The organism is Spongiivirga citrea (genome assembly GCF_010671565.1).
GTDB lineage: Bacteria > Bacteroidota > Bacteroidia > Flavobacteriales > Flavobacteriaceae > Spongiivirga > Spongiivirga citrea.
On record NZ_JAABOQ010000005.1, the window covers coordinates 267298 to 282786 of the forward strand.

Sequence of the window (15489 nt, forward strand, 5' to 3'; positions counted from 1 at the left end):
GAATCCAAATCTAACTTAAACAAATGAAAAAACTAATCTACTTATTTGTACTTCTAGGAGCTATGGTTAGCTGCGAAGATGATATCGATGACAACACACCGGCCTTTCAAGGTACGATTGATGGTGAATTTTTTAGGGCAACTCAGCTCGGCGTAACGCCGGGTGAAGACGATGTATGGATACTTGAGGGTACCATGACTGTTGAGAAAATCACTCTACAAATTGTCGACTTGAATACGGGAATTTACGGCTTAGGTGAGAACCTGAGAAACACAGGAACGTATACAAAAGAAGGTGACGGTACTTTCTTTACTGGTGAAACGGGAAATACTGGTAACGTAACAATTTCTGAATATAATACGGAAGAGAATTTTATATCAGGAGTATTTAAATTTACCGCAAATAACGAAGATGGATCAGTAAATGTGCAAGACGGTATTTTTTATAGAGTACCAATTATAGGAACTCCTCCTGCACCGGTGCCAATGCCATAAAAGAATAAAATAGTAATTTAAAGCCTCCAATATTGGGGGCTTTTTTAGTTTTAATAAGTATGCAAACATATATCGCTTTGTTAAGGGGAATAAATGTAAGTGGCCAAAAGAAAATTTTGATGGCTGACCTTAGAGCTATTTTAGAAGAAAACGGACTTAGCAATGTGCATACCTATATCCAAAGCGGGAATGTTGTTTTTCAATCTAGAGAAATAAAAACGAATGAGCTGGCTTGGAAGATCAAGCAATGTATTTTATCACGTTATGGTTTTGAAGTACCAGTTTTAGTAAGAACTAAAGAACAGTTAGAGACCATTTTAACTAACTGCCCTTTTAAGAAAGAAAAACTAGGAAAAAGTTATTTCACCATTTTGCATACGCCTCCCGATAGTTTGCTAATTAATGAAGTAACTACTTTAAGTTACGAAAAAGAAGAATTTACCATCACCAATGAGTGCGTTTATTTCTTTTGTGAAGCGGGTTACGGGAAAGCAAAGTTTAACAACAACTTTTTTGAAAAGAAATTAAAAGTAGCAGCAACCACGCGTAATTATAAAACGATGGTCAAATTGATTGAGATGGTGGGTTAACCTATAGCGTAGGAAAAATTATGCCTTTTTGGAATTTGGAGTTTCCACCTTAATTAAGTTGCCAAATACTAAAATTCAAAATAGTGGCAAAGAGTACCCAAGCTAAATAAGGATACATTAAATAAGCTGCACGTTTATCAACTACCTTAAACCAGCGTATTGTGAGAATAATCATAACAATTAAAGCAATGATGACAAGTAGTCCTATAAAAGGTTTACGCAAACCAAAAAAAGTAATGCTCCACATCCCATTTAATAACAATTGAAATCCGAAATGATAAAGCGCGGTTTTCACCCATTTGTGATAAAATCCACGTTGCCAAACTAATCCAGCGGCAATGCCCATCATTACATAAAGCACAACCCAAACAGGGCCAAAAATTTCGTTAGGTGGATTAAAACTTGGTTTGTTAAGTGATACATACCAATCGTTGATGGATGACTGTGTAGCGAAGCCCGACATGAAGCCAATAATAAGGCAAACGGAAATGGCGGTGAAAATTTTTACGATATTATCCTTCATCTGGCTGGTAGTTAGTCACTAAAATAGGAATTAATTTGAATTGTGAAAATGTTAATTTCAACATACATTGAATAAGTGCTACCTTTGTTAAAAATAATTTAGTTTTTTGAGACAATTTATTCCTTCATCCTATAAAAACGAAGTAGAAAACGGTGTTGTAGGCTGGCAGTCACCAAGTAATATAGCTCTAGTAAAGTATTGGGGTAAACGTGACCCTCAACTCCCAGAAAACCCATCGATAAGTTTTACCCTAGACGCTTGTCGCACGAAAACAAAAATGTACTATTCGCCCAAGATTTACCCTGGTAATTCGCTGTCGTTTGATGTGTATTTTGAAGGTGAGAAGAACGAAGCTTTTAAGCCCAAAATCTTCAAGTTTTTCGAGCGTATTGAAGAGTACTGTCCATTTGTTCGCAATTTCCATTTCAAAATAGAAACAGAAAACACATTTCCACATAGTAGTGGTATAGCCTCTTCTGCAAGCGGCATGAGTGCGTTGGCATTGTGCCTAATGAGTGTTGAAAAAGAATTAGTTGGAGATATGACCGAGGAGTTCTTCAACAAAAAAGCATCTTTTTTAGCGCGTTTAGGGTCGGGTAGTGCTTGCCGAAGCATTGAAGGCGATTTAATTGTTTGGGGAGAACATGATCATATCAAAGGAAGTAATGATCTTTTCGGAATTCAATATCCTGATACGGTACACCCCAATTTCAAAAACTACCACGATACAATCCTACTTATTGATAAAGGTGAAAAACAAGTGAGTAGTACTGTTGGTCATGATTTAATGCATGGACATCCTTTCGCTAAAAATAGATTTTTGCAAGCGCATGAAAATTTGAGTAAGCTAAGAACGATTTTAAAGGAAGGTGACTTGGAAGGATTCATCAATATCATGGAAAGTGAGGCCTTAACATTACATGCGATGATGATGACTTCTAACCCTTATTTTATTTTGATGAAACCCAATACATTAAAGGTCATAAATAAGATTTGGGAGTTTAGAAAAGAAACCGGATTACCAATAGGTTTTACCTTAGATGCAGGAGCGAATGTTCATATTTTGTATCCCGAAAACGATTCAGTACGTATTTTTCAGTTTATTAAAGATCAATTAGTTGAATACTGCCAAAATGGGCATTATATTTGCGACCGAGTAGGGGCTGGTGCCTCGAGATTGAAAGTCTGAGATTAGATAAATTAACTTTTGTTTATCAATATATAAATTGCTTTAAACAAAATTTATTTCTTATCTTTCAATATAATAGAAATTAGCTCTTAAGTCTAAATGACAATAAATAAATGAAAGGACCCCTGTTTTATTCAAAAATACTTCTCTTTGGGGAATATGGAATTATTAAAGATTCTAAAGGACTTTCTATCCCTTATAACTTTTTTAAAGGCGCTTTAAAATGGGATGAAGAGTTGACAGATCACGCTGCCAAATCGAATAAAAGTTTAATTTCATTTGCTAGTTATTTAGAAGAATTTCAAAGCAACAATCCCAATTTAGTCGAGTTCGATATCGATCGTTTAAAGAAAGATGTTAACTCAGGGATGTATTTTGATAGTAGTATTCCGCAAGGATATGGCGTGGGAAGTAGCGGGGCATTGGTTGCTGCTATTTATGATAAATATGCGACCAATAAAATCACAGTTTTAGAGAATCTTACACGAGACAAACTTTTAATTCTAAAAGGGATTTTTGCTGGAATGGAGTCTTTTTTTCATGGCAAATCTTCAGGCTTAGATCCACTAAACAGCTATTTAAGCTTACCGATTTTAATCAACTCAAAAGATAATATAGAACCAACAGGCATACCTTCACAAAACACTAACGGAAAAGGCGCTGTTTTTTTATTAGATAGTGGAATCGTAGGAGAAACTGCTCCTATGGTAAACTTATTTATGGAGCGCATGAAACAAGAAGGTTTCCGTAATATGCTTAAGGATAAGTTTGTAAAATATACCGACTCTTGTGTTGAAGATTTCTTAGCAGGAGATTTTAAGTCGCTGTTTGGAAATATCAAGCACTTATCTAATGTGGTTTTTGATAATTTTAAACCAATGATACCAAAGCAGTTTCATGCACTTTGGAAAAAAGGTATTGAAACTAACGATTATTACTTAAAATTATGCGGCTCGGGCGGAGGTGGTTATATTCTTGGTTTTACTGAGGATATTGACAAGGCCAAAGCAGCATTAAAAGATCATAAATTAGAGGTGGTTTACAACTTCTAATTATTCTACCAACATGTTTTCTCGCAAGAATAAACTACTGCTTTTAAAGTTTGTAAGTTTATTTTCAGTGGTCAGAGGCTATAATATTCTGATTATTACTCTTGCTCAGTATCTAAGTTCCATTTATATACTAGCACCTAATAAACCGCTTGGTCAAGTGGTTTTCGATCTTAATTTGTTTATGTTGGTTACGGCAACAGCACTGGCAATTGCTGGTGGCTATATCATCAATAATTTTTACGATGCCGAAAAGGACCTTATAAATAGACCTAAAAAGTCGATGCTCGATCGATTGGTAAGTCAGCGGACGAAACTTACCACTTATTTTGTATTAAACTTTGGTTCTATATTTTTTGCCAGCTATGTGTCGTTTCGGGCGGTAGTATTTTTTGCCTTCTATATTTTCGGGATTTGGTGGTATTCTCACCGACTTAAAAAAATCCCATTTCTAGGCAATTTGATTTCTGCATTATTGGCAATTACACCATTTTTTGCAGTATTCATTTATTACAAAAATTTCGAAACGGTCATTTTCGTACACGCCACTTTCTTATTCTTGGTAATTGCAATGCGTGAGTTGGTAAAGGATTTAGAAAATTTAAAGGGGGACTTAGCCCAAAATTATAAGACCATTCCTGTTTTGTTTGGGGAACGAATGTCAAAAGGCCTGATTACATTCTTAGTAGTTTTAACCTTAGTGCCTATTTTCTTGCTGGCAAAGTATTTCGATTTAGGATTGATGCACTATTATTTTTATGCCAGTGTAATTTTACTGCTAGTTTTTCTACTACTACTTTTTAGAGCAGGTAGCCGAAATCATTATTTGCTGCTACATAATATCTTAAAGTTCGTAATCGTATCAGGAGTGTTTAGTATTTTGCTGTTGGATATTGATCTTGTACTAAGCAGGATACTATAATTCCAAAAACATAAATTCAAAATGAGCAAACCAAACCATCTAAAAGTAGCTCTTGCCCAAATAAGTCCTGTATGGCTTAATAAAGAAGCAAGTCTTCAAAAAGTAAAAGATCATATTGAAGAAGCGGCCAATAACCAAGCTGAATTAGTAGTTTTTGGTGAAGCGCATTTACCTGGTTATCCATACTGGTTGGCATTAACAGGAGGTGCCGAATGGGATAAAAAAGTCAATAAAGAAATTCATGGCCATTATGTTCGCAATTCAATTCAAATAGAAGCAGGCGAATTAGATAGTGTATGCGAATTAGCGAAAAAACATAAAATCGCTATTTACTTAGGCATGATGGAACGTGCTGCTGATCGTGGGGGACATAGTATTTATTGCTCCTTAGTCTATATTGATCAAAATGGAATTATCAAATCAGTTCACCGAAAATTGCAGCCTACTTACGATGAACGCTTAACATGGGCTCCAGGAGATGGAAATGGATTGAAGGTGCATCCTCTAAAGCAATTCACCGTGGGTGGATTAAATTGCTGGGAAAATTGGATGCCTTTACCACGTGCTGCTATGTATGCTCAAGGTGAAAATTTGCATGTTGCTGTTTGGCCAGGAAGTGATCATAATACAAAAGATATTACCCGTTTTATAGCAAGAGAATCGCGAAGTTATGTGCTATCGGTTTCAAGTATAATGCGAAAAGAAGATTTCCCGAAGGACACGCCTCATTTAGATCAAATACTTGTTAAATCTCCCGATGTTTTATCAAATGGAGGATCATGTATCGCTGGCCCTGATGGTGAGTTTATTATCGAACCCGATATGACTACTGATGGACTTATTTATGAGACCTTAGATTTCAACAGAGTTTATGAAGAGCGGCAAAATTTCGATCCTGTAGGTCATTATTCGCGCCCTGATGTCACGCAACTGCATGTAAATCGAGAAAGACAAAGTACTGCGAGGTTTGAAGACTAAAACCCTTAATTATTCCAATGTCTGGTAGGGCAGAGTCAAGACCTCCTTGTAGGTTTGCGACATATCCCACTTACCGCATTGAATATCCATTTATTGGACTTACTTTTGCAAAAATTTTCAGGATGAGTAATCAAAGACGAAACCGACCTAATAGAAAAGGAAACATGCCGAAACCAGGTGCGCAGAAAAAGAAGGTTTCTAACCCAAATGAAATGCGATTAAACAAATACATTGCCAACGCCGGTATTTGTTCAAGACGTGATGCCGATATGCATATTCAAATTGGCAGCGTTACGGTAAATGGTCAGGTGATTACCGAAATGGGGTATAAGGTAAAGCTAACCGATGAAGTTCGCTTTGATGGTGCTCGAATTAATCCAGAAAAACCACACTATATTCTGCTAAACAAACCCAAGGGATTTTTGGTAACGACAAAACAAGATGAATCAAAATCTGTATTCGACTTAGTTAAAAATGTAGTTAGCGAAAAAACGATACCTGTGGGCAAGTTAGAAAAACAGGGAATGGGATTACTTCTTTTAACCAATGATGGGGATCTTTCTAAAAAACTTAATAGCAATAATCATAAGATAAGAGTGATTTATCAGGTGAGCCTTGATAAACCTTTAAAAAATGAGGATTTAGAAAAGATAAAAGAAGGAATCAATATACGTGGTAAAAAAACATCAGTAGTTGATATATCCTATATCGATGACAAACCACATACTGAAGTTGGTATTCATGTATATACTGCTAAAGGAGAATTGGTTCATAATATTTTTAACCATCTAGATTATAAAATAACATTGTTAGACCGCGTTTCTTACGGTGGACTTACCAAAAAAGATCTACCTCGTGGTAAATATCGTACTTTAACAGAGCTAGAGGTTAGTAATTTGAAAATGCTGTAGTTTCTATTTTTCGGGTAGTCTTAAAAAACACTTCCCAAATAAAGAAACCATAAACAATGATATATTCAGCACCCACAAACCAAAGATTTTCTTTAAAGTTATCATTAGCATAAGCGGTATAGCTGAAAATAACCACGAAGCTCCATACTAGCGGGAAACGATATTTTGTAAAGACACTTAAAATCAACAATGTAGCTACATACCAAGGATGCACGGTGGTAGAAATAAAGAAGTAGCAACTTAGTGCTAACAACATTCCCGTAATCAGATTTTTCATGCTGATGTTATTTCTAACAAATGTGATTAGCAAAACAATTGCTATTATAATAGGGGGAATGTACTTACCGATAATCTTTATTTCATTGTATCCTCGAAATGCGTATCCAATTTCTCTAGCGATATAGTACAAGCTCGCATTAAACTCAAAATTGCTAAACCAAAGCCTAATTGTTTGCTGGTAATTACTGATAAATTCTGATGAAAAAAATGGGATAAATAAAGCGATAATGGTCATTAGGATTATCAAATAAAAACCAACAAGTGAAGTTAGTCGTTTTAAAAAACTCCCTTCTCCTTGAGGAGAAGGGTTGGGGATGAGGTGTTTCTTGCTAAATGGGTTTTTAAGTGTGTCGAGAACCTTTTGTTGCGTAAAAAACTGAAAGAAAACAGGAAGCAATATCAACGGAATAAGCTTGACAGATATAGAAGCGGCAATTGCGATTCCCGCCCAAATCCATTTTTTGTTATGTAATAGATATAACCCCAAAATAAGAAAGAAGATCATCACTCCTTCAAAATGAAGGTTTCCTGTGAGTTCGATAATAATAAAGGGATTTAATGCGTACCAAAAAATGCGATCTACAGGAATATTTAATTTCTCAAGTAATTTTTTCCCTATCAGGATGGTTCCGATATCGGCTGCTATGATCAATATTCTTAAGATGACTGTAGCCCCAACTACGCTTTTACCTGCTAGCAATCCAGCAATTGCAAAACACAATTGATTAATGGGAGGGTAGTTGGTGTAATTTCGTGAACTTAAACTTCCCATGCCGTTAAATAATTCCTGCGCATCTGCGATAGGTGCGGTTCCTGTCGCTATCAACTCTTTTGGTAGATATAAATAGGGATTGTAGCCCGCGACAAGCACTCTACCGTCCCAAATAAAGCGATAAAAGTCTTGTGATAAATTGGGTGTGGCTGCCAGAAATACTAAACGCAGTAAAATGGCAAAACCTAGGAGTAGTTTAAAGTCGACTTTAGCTGCTTGTAATATTTTATAAAAGAAGACAAATAATGCTGTGTACAAGCTAAATAGCTTGACAAGATCAGATCGCTCTAGATCATAAGCAAAAACTACATAAAACAGCACCGAAAGTAGTGCATAGAGAATAGGAAGTTTATGCAACCTCCACAACTTCATTAGGCCTTAGATGTAATCGATTTAAAGAATACATAACCGAAACCTATAAACAACATTAAATGAAATGGGAATAATCCAAAATCATAATGAAGACTAGGATCTAGTTTATCTTCACCAATGAAAGCGACCAAGTATGAGCTTATCATACCAAAGGCGAAGTAAAGTGCTAAGGCACCTTCAATAATCACATTAGCCGATGGTCGTTTACGAAGGTATTTGTTTCCTTTCCATGAATCCGTTAAGTTTTTGATATTGAATTTTGGTGTTCGAACGAACTCACTTCGTTTGCGAATATGCCCTTCAATTACAGCAATAGAGTTGTGTAAAGAAAAGCCCATTGCTACCGAGAAGAAGGTAAAGAACATCTGTATATATTCAATAAAACGGCTAAAACCACCCCCACCTTTAATATTTTTATACATCACCCAATAACAAATAAAGAAGATGATTGTGCTAATAATAAAGAAACTCATCGCAATAAAATAGCCCTGTAAATCAGCAAAATAATTTTTTACATATAGCATTGGGATACTTAAAACCGCAACGATAAATACGTTTAAGAACATGGTGCTGTTTAGCAAGTGTAAAATGCCATGTACTTTTGTTTTAAATGAGATATTTTTCGAGTGAATTACCTCGCGAAGCATCTTTTGAAAGTTCTCTGCTCCACCCTTATTCCAACGGAATTGCTGCGTGCGTGCTGCACTAATTACTACGGGTAATTCGGCTGGAGTTTCAACATCTTCAAGATATTTAAACTTCCAGTTATTAAGTTGAGCACGGTAACTAAGATCAAGATCTTCAGTAAGTGTATCACCTTGCCAGTTGCCTGCGTCAATAATACATTCTTTTCTCCAGATACCTGCTGTACCATTAAAGTTGATAAAATGGCCTTGGCTATTTCTACCTACTTGCTCTAGTGTGAAATGTGCATCTAGAGCGAATGCTTGTACTTTGGTAAGCAGTGAATATTCGCGATTAATATGAGACCAGCGGGTTTGTACAACACCAATTTCAGGATCTTTAAAATGAGGTACTGTGCGCTTTAACCAATCCTCTTCAGGTAGGAAATCGGCATCAAAAATGGCAACATACTCACCTTTAGCAGTAATTAAGCCTTCTTTTAATGCTCCAGCTTTAAAACCTTCACGATTGGTGCGTTGTATATGTTGAATATCGAGACCTTGTTTTTGTAATTCAGCAACTTGATCAGCCGCAATTTTTACCGCTTCATCATCAGTACTATCATCTAATACCTGAATCTCAAGCTTGTCTTTCGGATAATCTATTTTGGCAATGTTTTGAAGTAATCGTTCTGTTACATACAGCTCATTAAAAAGAGGCAACTGAATGGTTACAATCGGCACTTCTTCCTTATTGGCAAGGTCGAATTTTTCGCCTTTGTCTTCCTTCTTTTTAGAACGCAAATAATTGAACAACAGATTGAGTTGTGCCAATGCATAACAAAAGATTAGTATTAATGATATTAAGTAGATCACCAATAGGAGGAAACTAATCGAATATATGGTGTCGTCTGACATTATTTTAAACTGTATTTAAAGATCCAACCCAGGATTTTTACGCCTGCAAATATAGCACCTTTTATGGTTCCTGAAACTTTTGAGACTCCTATTCGTCTTTTATATCGCACAGGCACTTCAACATAGCTTAGTTTTTGCTTCAGCGCCTTTAATTGCATCTCTACGGTCCATCCGTATGTTTTATCCTCCATTTGCAGCGCTATCAATTTATCATATTTAATTGCGCGAAACGGCCCAAGGTCCGTAAACCGGGCCCTAAACAAGATTTTCATTAAAAAAGTAGCAAGCCAATTGCCAAAATGTTGTTGTGGAGTCATCGACCCCTTTTCTTGTAATGTTTTTTTTCGTGCACCAATTACAAAATCTATATCATCATCAATAATAGGAGCAACTATTTTATCCAACTCTTCTGGATAATCAGAATAGTCTCCATCAATAAATACGAGAATATCGGGTTGGTTAGACTGTTCTGCGATATATTGCATCCCTTTTAGGCATGCATAGCCATAGCCTTTGTTGTTTTCTGTAAGCACTGTCGCCCCAGCTTTCTCTGCATTAGCAACCGTATCATCTGTCGAAGCATTGTTTACCACAATTACTTCATTAACATGATTAGGAATTTCGTTTATAACGCTTCCAATTGAGTCAGCTTCATTATATGCAGGAATAATGACTTTAATATGTGTCATTTAAGATCGGATAAGTTGTTGTCGCGCTTAAAGCTCTTAAAATCATACCATTCATTTATTTTTTTACCCTGCTTGTACTTTCTAGCAGAAACAATCTTCTTTTTTTTATACATCAAACAATACCCATTTTTAATGCCATTTTTTAATTGGCATTTGTGGATTAAAATTCCGCTGGCATCATAAAAAGACCACCAGTTAGTGGCTTGGTCATTTACGAAGTGACCTTCTTTTTCTTTTGTGCCTTCGGGTTGGTAAAAATACCAATAGTTTTGTTTTTTATTGTTTTTATAATGGCCTTCACTAGCAATTTGACCATTTGGGTGATAATATTTCCAATAGCGAATTTTAGAATCGCCCATTTTCCAGCCTTCTTCTTTTATATTGCCATTCTCAAAATATACTTTTTCGTAATTAGTAGTAGATCCAAGGCTGGATACAAATAAGATTAGTAAGGCGATTTTTTGAAACATGGTCGTTAATTAAGCTAATGCCTGTTTAGACGAAACACTTGCTATTAACCTAACAGGAATTTTAAAGTTTCTTATTTTTAAGAATGAATGAGACACAACTTGTACTGCTTCATTATTTCTTTCTGAGTTTTCATAGTCTCTTTATCCTTTTCAATTTGTTTGGATGGATTTGGAGGAAGACTCGAAAATGGAATTTTATTACCTTAATGCTTACCCTATTCTCTTGGGTTGTTTTAGGAATATGGAGGGGTTTTGGTTATTGTTTTTTAACCGATTGGCATTATGACGTACTGAATAAGTTAGGCGAAACCGACCTCCCGAGAAGTTATATTGCTTATTTGGTATTTAAAATTTCTGGCTGGTTGCCCAATGGTAATTTAGTGGATACGGCCACAATTATCGGAATTACATTAGCTGTATTAGCTTCAGTTTATATAAATTTTTTAAAAAAGAAATAAAAAGAGGTAGGGTAAATCCCCTTTTAGTTGTTTTATAAACATACGACCCCAAATCGTAAATTACTTTGAATTAGCCTACAAGGTATTGTTATGGATACGGAACAAAAAAGCTCATAAGTTTGCTCTTATGAGCTTTTTTAATTTGAACAAATTATAAAATCTTCTATTTTTCAATTGATTTGATGAACTGATAGGCCTCGTCCCAGTTATTTGCTCTTGGAAAACTGTTTTCATAAATATTATGCGGTGAAGTAAAAAGTAGGGAATGGCCATTAAACGCTTTTAGATTATAAGCCCGATCATCGATAAGTAAGTCGCCTTTTAAAATGAATTTATTGCCACATAAGATCCGGTTTTTCCAATGGATGAATGGGAAATACTCATCTAGCCAATCCGACTTTTCTTTAAGTGAATTAGGAAACTCCATCGCTGCCGATGCAATATAGACTTCATGTTCTTTGCAAAGTTGCTCAAGTACATCTTGACTATTTCCGATAGGTTTAAAACTTCTGAAAAAACCATCTGTATAAAGATATTTGCGCATTTGCTTTTTTCGATCTTGGGGAATGATCTCCCATGCTTCGGCTCCTTTAAAATCTTCAATCGTAAGGTTTTCGTTAAAATCGGTATTGTAGTTTGTGATGAATGCTTCGTAGGCATCTGCAATCACTTCGTCCATATCGATAAAAATGGTCATATGCTTTATTTTAAGTTCCGAAAGTTAAAACATGAAATGCCAAAATTGATAATCTATGTATGATTATTCTGTGATATTTAGACTACTATATTGTGTATCTTATAGATATAGCCTAGGTTACTAAATAATTAAAAAACAGATTTATAGTAATTATTTGGAACTTTTGGTGCATCTTTGTAACTTAATTAATATAATATTTTACCATGAGTAAAGGAACAGTAAAGTTCTTCAATGACACCAAAGGTTTTGGTTTTATCACTGAAGAAGGATCTGGAAAAGAGCACTTCGTTCACATTTCTGGATTAATCGACGAGATTCGCGAAGGCGATGAAGTTGAATTCGATTTAAAAGAAGGCAAAAAAGGTTTAAACGCAGTAAACGTAAAAGTACTATAATATTACTTTCAGTCTTTAAAAAACAAAGCCCGGACAATTTTGTCTGGGCTTTTTTATGTTATAAAGCTTTTTCTTATTTATTATTAACCAAGTCCATTAAATCTACGTCGTTACCTAACAACACTTGAGTTGGATTTATGCGACCCGCTTCAGGACCATTTTCTAATTTTAATACACCTCTAGGGCAAACTGCAGAACAAACACCACAACCCACACAACTAGATCGAATGATATTCTCTCCTTTTTGAGCATAGGCGCGCACATCGATTCCTTGTTCGCAATATGTAGAGCAGTTTCCACATGAAATACATTGTCCGCCGTTCGTTGTAATTCTAAAACGAGATTTAAAACGCTGCACGAATCCTAAGTAAGCTGCTAAAGGGCAACCAAAACGACACCATACCCTGTTTCCGAATATGGGATAAAACCCAGTTCCGATCACACCGGCAAATACGGCACCAATTAATAAACTATAAGTATTCATTACGGCCTGCACTTTAATTCCTAATACAGTTCTTGTTTCTGCAAAAAAGCCATATAATGTCATCGCTGTCATCAATATTGCAAAGACTAAGACAGCGTGTATTAGCCAGCGTTCTACTTTCCAAGAGAAAAGCGATTTGCTAGAGTGTTGACGATACGGATCTCCGAGTGTTTCAGCTAAACCGCCGCAACCACATACCCAGCTGCAATACCATCTTTTTCCGAAAAAATAGACCATTACCGGTACTATTACTAAGGTTAAAACAATTCCCCATACCAAAATAAATAGACCTAACCCACCTCCATCAATCAGCTCTTTCAAATTCCACGAGAAAAAGAAGTCATAATCTAATGGAAATGCATTTTTAAAATCATACCCTTTGTTATAACTACCTTGAAGTCTTCCCATTAATTCAGGAATCAAAAAAGCAAACACTATTTGGAAAAATAACACCGAAGTTGTTCTTACAACTTGGTACATATTATGACGATACTTAATATACATTCTAACCGCCATTACGGTCATTACTGTACAATACATAAAGCCATATACAAACCAATGCCCTGCAGGATTTCCGCTTAATGTTTTGCTAATAGGATCTACTAAATAGGTCCAGTTTACTGCATATTGAGGTGCAAAGTATAATACCAGGTAAAAACTAACCAGAAATATAAATACTAGCCAAGCAATCCAGCCTCTATTGGTAGCACTTTCAAGATAAATACCATTATTCTTAATCCCTTTTCTGCCAAGTAGAATGACATTAGGTAAAATAAACATGAGTGCTCCTAGAATACCCAGTCCGAAAGTGAGCAACCACATAATACCTTTATTGTTTGTTATAAAGCCAGAGCCAGCGGGTTTTCCAAGCGCAGCTGCCATATCACGTGGTTTGCTGAAAATGCGTTTACCCCATTCTTTATTTTTGATATGTTGTGCATTTGCAGTTTCCAAAGCTTGTGCAATAACCGGAGATAAAGCAAACATGCCATTAAACTCTTTTCCTACTACATCTTTATTAATTGCATCGATAAACAATTCACTTTTGATATTATTGTTTTTGACGTATTCATCAAAAGTCGATTGCTCTAATTTAAATGTACCGACAAATACTACTGCCGTGAATATTGATAAGCCTGCTAAGAATATAACAAGGCCGATATTTTTAATTACTTTCATTTTTCTTTTTGTTAGGCGTTGCTAAAAATTCTTTTCCAACTCTTTTTCTTGACCTGGATATTAGTACCGTTTTCGGCATTAAATTGTGAAACTATTTCCTTTTCATATTGTGAGTAAAATTCCGGATCAAAATTGGCATCCTTTAAATGCTCCATAACATAATTCACGTCTCTTTTTTCAGTGAGCCAGCGATCAAATATTTCATGACGCATTCTAATCCCGAATGTATTAATGCCAACAAATTCTTTGGTGTCTTTGTTAAAAGCGACTGTAATGCATTTGTCATCATCTTTATGTATCCAATGAAAATTTGCATCACAATCAGGACAAGCTCTTGTGCTAAATACCCAACCATAAGTTTGATATTCAATATCAAAAAACTTAGCACTATTAAACCAATGTCCTGGTTTATACTCTAATCTATTACCACAAATGGTCTGGGCTACTGTTTCACCCATCATTCGGCCAGTATACCAAACAGCTTCAATAGGGCGACGATTTCCAATAGGTTCATGTTGCTCAGCACAATCGCCAATAGCATATATGTTTGGAATATTGGTTTCAAGATGGCGATTTACCTTAATACCGCGACCTAATTCGATACCACTTTCTTTTAAGAAGTCAATATTTGGAGATACTCCAGGAGTAAGTCCGACGATATCACACTCAATGGTATCTCCTTTGTCAGTAGTAACAGCCCTAGCTTTTCCGTTTTCATCTGCTAAAATTTCAACAAGATTGGTGCTTAATCGTAAGTCAATATGGTTTCGCTCTATTTCTCTATTTATCATACCCGATTCGCCATCCGGTAATACACCATTCCAAAAACTTTCTTCACGTACTAGAAAAGTGACCGGAATATTCCTTGAATGAAACATCTCTGCCATTTCAATACCAATTAAACCACCACCGACTATAACCGCTCTTTTGCAAACCTTGTTGTTTGGGGCGTATTGCTCCATTAAATCAACATCCTGTTTTGCATACAAGCCTTGTACACCATCAAGATCTTGACCAGGCCAACCAAACTTATTGGGTTTAGAACCAACAGCTAGAATGAGTTTGTCATAGCTCATTGTTGAGCCATCAGCAAAAACCAATTGATTGTTTTGATGGTCTACAGTTTGTACAAATGCGTTCTTAAGTTCGATTCGGTTCTTTTTCCAGAACCAATCTTCATAAGGCTTGGTATGTTCGTACTTCATATGTCCCATATAAATGTACATGAGCGCGGTACGAGAAAAGAAATGATCGGTTTCTGCCGATATTATTGTAATTCTCTTATCTGATAATTTCCGTATATGTCTAGCCGCCGCAACGCCAGAAATACCATTACCAATGATTACAATGTGTTCCATATTAGTTGGTGTATTTAATGGTTAGAATTGAAAGACTAACCTAGTTCGATGACCCTTGTGTCGAAACTAAAGATAAGAACTTTACGCTTGACTCAACTATTTAGAATAATTACAAATAAAGGATGTAAGTGTAAGGAAA

17 protein-coding genes are annotated in these 15489 nt (G+C 35.7%); 9 read left to right on the forward strand and 8 right to left on the reverse strand.

What is annotated here, in order from left to right; genetic code table 11:
- Positions 1-23 precede the first annotated feature (23 nt).
- Positions 24-494 (forward strand): DUF6252 family protein, encoded by a 471-nt coding sequence (locus GWK10_RS13135; protein WP_164032841.1) that lies wholly within the window; start codon positions 24-26, stop codon positions 492-494.
- Positions 495-553: 59 nt separating this feature from the next.
- Positions 554-1084, forward strand: a complete 531-nt coding sequence (locus tag GWK10_RS13140; RefSeq protein WP_164032842.1) for a DUF1697 domain-containing protein — start codon at positions 554-556, stop codon at positions 1082-1084.
- A 49-nt stretch (positions 1085-1133) separates the two neighbouring features.
- Here the strand turns inward: GWK10_RS13140 and GWK10_RS13145 are convergent, their stop codons facing one another.
- The gene (locus GWK10_RS13145) at positions 1134-1607 is read right to left on the reverse strand and encodes a TspO/MBR family protein (RefSeq protein ID WP_164032843.1); all 474 of its coding nucleotides are present in this window, start codon (positions 1605-1607) and stop codon (positions 1134-1136) included.
- A 106-nt stretch (positions 1608-1713) separates the two neighbouring features.
- Between GWK10_RS13145 and GWK10_RS13150 the strand changes: the two genes are divergently transcribed.
- The 5 genes from GWK10_RS13150 to GWK10_RS13170 all read left to right on the forward strand — a co-directional run bounded on the left by GWK10_RS13150 (position 1714) and on the right by GWK10_RS13170 (position 6656).
- Positions 1714-2796: a diphosphomevalonate/mevalonate 3,5-bisphosphate decarboxylase family protein gene (locus tag GWK10_RS13150; protein ID WP_164032844.1), complete on the forward strand. Its 1083-nt coding sequence runs from the start codon at positions 1714-1716 to the stop codon at positions 2794-2796.
- 113 nt (positions 2797-2909) lie between these two features.
- A complete protein-coding gene (locus GWK10_RS13155) occupies positions 2910-3848 on the forward strand; it encodes a mevalonate kinase family protein (RefSeq protein ID WP_164032845.1) in 939 nt (312 codons plus the stop codon).
- Positions 3849-3861: 13 nt separating this feature from the next.
- Positions 3862-4767 carry a geranylgeranylglycerol-phosphate geranylgeranyltransferase gene (locus GWK10_RS13160; protein WP_164032846.1) on the forward strand — a complete coding sequence of 302 codons (906 nt, stop codon included), beginning with the start codon at positions 3862-3864 and terminating at the stop codon, positions 4765-4767.
- Between the two features lie 21 nt (positions 4768-4788).
- Positions 4789-5745 carry a carbon-nitrogen hydrolase family protein gene (locus GWK10_RS13165; RefSeq protein WP_164032847.1) on the forward strand — a complete coding sequence of 319 codons (957 nt, stop codon included), beginning with the start codon at positions 4789-4791 and terminating at the stop codon, positions 5743-5745.
- 122 nt (positions 5746-5867) lie between these two features.
- Positions 5868-6656: a pseudouridine synthase gene (locus tag GWK10_RS13170; RefSeq protein ID WP_164032848.1), complete on the forward strand. Its 789-nt coding sequence runs from the start codon at positions 5868-5870 to the stop codon at positions 6654-6656.
- On the opposite strand, the gene GWK10_RS13175 is transcribed toward GWK10_RS13170, so the two are convergent.
- From GWK10_RS13175 to GWK10_RS13190, 4 genes are read right to left on the reverse strand one after another with little or no spacing between them, the layout of a single operon-like run.
- Complete coding sequence (locus GWK10_RS13175) at positions 6634-8079, reverse strand: mannosyltransferase (RefSeq protein ID WP_164032849.1); 1446 nt, start codon at positions 8077-8079, stop codon at positions 6634-6636. The genes GWK10_RS13170 and GWK10_RS13175 overlap by 23 nt on opposite strands.
- Positions 8079-9620 carry a cellulose synthase family protein gene (locus GWK10_RS13180; RefSeq protein WP_164032850.1) on the reverse strand — a complete coding sequence of 514 codons (1542 nt, stop codon included), beginning with the start codon at positions 9618-9620 and terminating at the stop codon, positions 8079-8081. Before GWK10_RS13180 ends, GWK10_RS13175 begins: the two co-directional genes overlap by 1 nt.
- Positions 9620-10309, reverse strand: coding sequence for a glycosyltransferase family 2 protein (locus GWK10_RS13185; protein ID WP_164032851.1), 690 nt, complete (start codon positions 10307-10309; stop codon positions 9620-9622). Before GWK10_RS13185 ends, GWK10_RS13180 begins: the two co-directional genes overlap by 1 nt.
- A complete protein-coding gene (locus GWK10_RS13190; RefSeq protein ID WP_164032852.1) occupies positions 10306-10779 on the reverse strand; it encodes a toxin-antitoxin system YwqK family antitoxin in 474 nt (157 codons plus the stop codon). Before GWK10_RS13190 ends, GWK10_RS13185 begins: the two co-directional genes overlap by 4 nt.
- An 83-nt stretch (positions 10780-10862) precedes the next feature.
- Between GWK10_RS13190 and GWK10_RS13195 the strand changes: the two genes are divergently transcribed.
- Positions 10863-11237: a DUF2784 domain-containing protein gene (locus GWK10_RS13195; protein ID WP_164032853.1), complete on the forward strand. Its 375-nt coding sequence runs from the start codon at positions 10863-10865 to the stop codon at positions 11235-11237.
- A 163-nt stretch (positions 11238-11400) separates the two neighbouring features.
- On the opposite strand, the gene GWK10_RS13200 is transcribed toward GWK10_RS13195, so the two are convergent.
- The gene (locus GWK10_RS13200) at positions 11401-11934 is read right to left on the reverse strand and encodes a 5' nucleotidase, NT5C type (RefSeq protein ID WP_164032854.1); all 534 of its coding nucleotides are present in this window, start codon (positions 11932-11934) and stop codon (positions 11401-11403) included.
- Positions 11935-12137: 203 nt separating this feature from the next.
- Here GWK10_RS13200 and GWK10_RS13205 point away from each other — a divergent pair, with 203 nt between their 5' ends.
- Positions 12138-12329, forward strand: coding sequence for a cold-shock protein (locus GWK10_RS13205; protein ID WP_164032855.1), 192 nt, complete (start codon positions 12138-12140; stop codon positions 12327-12329).
- 73 nt (positions 12330-12402) lie between these two features.
- Here GWK10_RS13205 and GWK10_RS13210 read toward each other — a convergent pair whose 3' ends face one another.
- Both GWK10_RS13210 and GWK10_RS13215 read right to left on the reverse strand, forming a co-directional pair.
- Positions 12403-13992, reverse strand: coding sequence for a 4Fe-4S binding protein (locus GWK10_RS13210; RefSeq protein WP_164032856.1), 1590 nt, complete (start codon positions 13990-13992; stop codon positions 12403-12405).
- An 11-nt stretch (positions 13993-14003) separates the two neighbouring features.
- Positions 14004-15350, reverse strand: coding sequence for an NAD(P)/FAD-dependent oxidoreductase (locus tag GWK10_RS13215; RefSeq protein WP_164032857.1), 1347 nt, complete (start codon positions 15348-15350; stop codon positions 14004-14006).
- Between the last annotated feature and the right edge of the window lie 139 nt (positions 15351-15489).

Excerpts from the sequence above, each read along its gene's own strand:
- GWK10_RS13135 (WP_164032841.1), top strand. The coding sequence starts at position 24 with ATGAAAAAACTAATCTACTTATTTGTACTTCTAGGAGCTATGGTTAGC.
- GWK10_RS13140 (WP_164032842.1), top strand. The coding sequence starts at position 554 with ATGCAAACATATATCGCTTTGTTAAGGGGAATAAATGTAAGTGGCCAA.
- GWK10_RS13145 (WP_164032843.1), bottom strand. The coding sequence starts at position 1,607 with ATGAAGGATAATATCGTAAAAATTTTCACCGCCATTTCCGTTTGCCTT.
- GWK10_RS13155 (WP_164032845.1), top strand. The coding sequence starts at position 2,910 with ATGAAAGGACCCCTGTTTTATTCAAAAATACTTCTCTTTGGGGAATAT.
- GWK10_RS13160 (WP_164032846.1), top strand. The coding sequence starts at position 3,862 with ATGTTTTCTCGCAAGAATAAACTACTGCTTTTAAAGTTTGTAAGTTTA.
- GWK10_RS13165 (WP_164032847.1), top strand. The coding sequence starts at position 4,789 with ATGAGCAAACCAAACCATCTAAAAGTAGCTCTTGCCCAAATAAGTCCT.
- GWK10_RS13170 (WP_164032848.1), top strand. The coding sequence starts at position 5,868 with ATGAGTAATCAAAGACGAAACCGACCTAATAGAAAAGGAAACATGCCG.
- GWK10_RS13175 (WP_164032849.1), bottom strand. The coding sequence starts at position 8,079 with ATGAAGTTGTGGAGGTTGCATAAACTTCCTATTCTCTATGCACTACTT.
- GWK10_RS13180 (WP_164032850.1), bottom strand. The coding sequence starts at position 9,620 with ATGTCAGACGACACCATATATTCGATTAGTTTCCTCCTATTGGTGATC.
- GWK10_RS13185 (WP_164032851.1), bottom strand. The coding sequence starts at position 10,309 with ATGACACATATTAAAGTCATTATTCCTGCATATAATGAAGCTGACTCA.
- GWK10_RS13190 (WP_164032852.1), bottom strand. The coding sequence starts at position 10,779 with ATGTTTCAAAAAATCGCCTTACTAATCTTATTTGTATCCAGCCTTGGA.
- GWK10_RS13195 (WP_164032853.1), top strand. The coding sequence starts at position 10,863 with ATGAATGAGACACAACTTGTACTGCTTCATTATTTCTTTCTGAGTTTT.
- GWK10_RS13200 (WP_164032854.1), bottom strand. The coding sequence starts at position 11,934 with ATGACCATTTTTATCGATATGGACGAAGTGATTGCAGATGCCTACGAA.
- GWK10_RS13205 (WP_164032855.1), top strand. The coding sequence starts at position 12,138 with ATGAGTAAAGGAACAGTAAAGTTCTTCAATGACACCAAAGGTTTTGGT.
- GWK10_RS13210 (WP_164032856.1), bottom strand. The coding sequence starts at position 13,992 with ATGAAAGTAATTAAAAATATCGGCCTTGTTATATTCTTAGCAGGCTTA.
- GWK10_RS13215 (WP_164032857.1), bottom strand. The coding sequence starts at position 15,350 with ATGGAACACATTGTAATCATTGGTAATGGTATTTCTGGCGTTGCGGCG.